Here is a 1,515-nt window from a genome sequence, read left to right as displayed (position 1 = left end):
GCCGACTTGGGCATTCAGATGACGGACCCGAACGGACCGGTGACGGCGGGGCAATTGGCACAGTGGATCGTGGACTGGGAGATCAAGGCGCGCCGTGTGAACATGGCGTGGGAGCCGTCGCAGGACCCGTACACGCTGTTGCAAGACTTCTCGTTCTTCTACGGCACGGACGTGAAGGGGCCGAACAGCGTACTGACCCAGAAGGACATAATGGCGATTCGGAACAACATCGTGGAGGTCAGCCGTGGGTGGCGGCAGTTGGGGTCGAACAGGGTGGAGTTGTTGGCACCGCTTGTTGACGCTGAGTATAGCGTATCTGCGGCATTTAGGGGTCTTGCACGACCGGGATACGAGTTCAAAATGTCTCAATGGCCATCTGTCTATCTCCAATTGATCAAAACTGTGGATTCCCAAAACTACACATTTCTATCGAATGGAAACGTCGTGTATAGATACACACGCGGTACAGGGTATACCCCAAACATTAATGGGGTGTTCTTGGATTCTAACCAACATGCATACAGTGCTTATTCATTCTCCGATTCCATAGCCGTTAAGGCTTATCAGACAAACAATCCATCTTTACAAGAACAGGCGTTTTACGAGCCAGACTATCAGGTGTTTTCCCCGTATGAACATAAGGTGAGTGCTTATGATTCTTCGGTTGGTTTTGTCTCCCCCAAAGTTGGGGAATGGTGTTTTGAATCGGCGACTACTATCACCGATCCCTACAACGCAAGACAAGGTGGATGGGTAGCAAGCGGTTTGACGTTTGAATTTCTGTATTCGAAGGGGAAGTTGCAAAGAGTAGTTCAGTTGCAAGCTGCAGGACTGAATTACCCTTCGGAGGTCATGCAGTATGGATAAAAAGACCAAAATCATTTCGTCCATCACTGCGGGCGGTCTATTTATTTCGGCTATGCTTGTGAGTTTTTCGCCTGTCGAGGCTGCTATTTCTAACGGAGATTTAGTTCAAGTTAAACTTAATGGAGGTGCGTGGACTAACGGTAACATTCAAGACAATTTCACAGGAACAGGAGATAACATAGGTATCGGTGGTAATAACGGATCTACGCAAGTTCCTGCGGTGGAAGTAGCCAATCAACAAGCGATGAATGGGTATGGTCCTGGAGATTACATCTTTACTCAAGCTACCGAGATACCAGGGAACGGAGCGAATCCGGTTTGGATTAAACATTTTCTAGGTAACTATGGATTTGTGTTGGAAGATAAATCACAGCCCAGTTCTAAACCTATTTATGGTTACTACGCCGGCTCCGACGTCTACACGCTGTCGGGATGGTACGCGCAGCCGAACCCGTACAGCAACCCGTACTGGTACGCGCCAGGGCAGTACGTGCACCTGGCGCCGTACGCCAAGCCGTACGTGCGCATTGACAGTGTGCAGAACGGGCAGTCGCTCGTGCCGGGGAGCGCCATCAAGGTGATGGACACCAACAACGACCCAAGCGATGACGGGACGGGCAATCCGGACAAAGTGCCCCAGTCGGGCAC

Annotated in this window: 2 protein-coding genes; both read left to right on the top strand. The window is 50.6% G+C overall.

From position 1 onward, the window contains the following. A partial coding sequence (locus tag BLU70_RS14200; RefSeq protein ID WP_074694008.1) for a hypothetical protein occupies positions 1-867 on the top strand: 867 nt, incomplete at its 5' end. Further along, the coding region (locus BLU70_RS14195) for a hypothetical protein (RefSeq protein ID WP_074694007.1) at positions 860-1,515 on the top strand (656 nt) is incomplete at its 3' end. The genes BLU70_RS14200 and BLU70_RS14195, both read left to right, overlap by 8 nt.

Origin of the sequence: Alicyclobacillus hesperidum (genome assembly GCF_900107035.1) — a bacterium.
Taxonomy (GTDB): Bacteria; Bacillota; Bacilli; order Alicyclobacillales; family Alicyclobacillaceae; genus Alicyclobacillus; species Alicyclobacillus hesperidum.
This window is presented reverse-complemented; position numbering and strand designations above follow the sequence as displayed.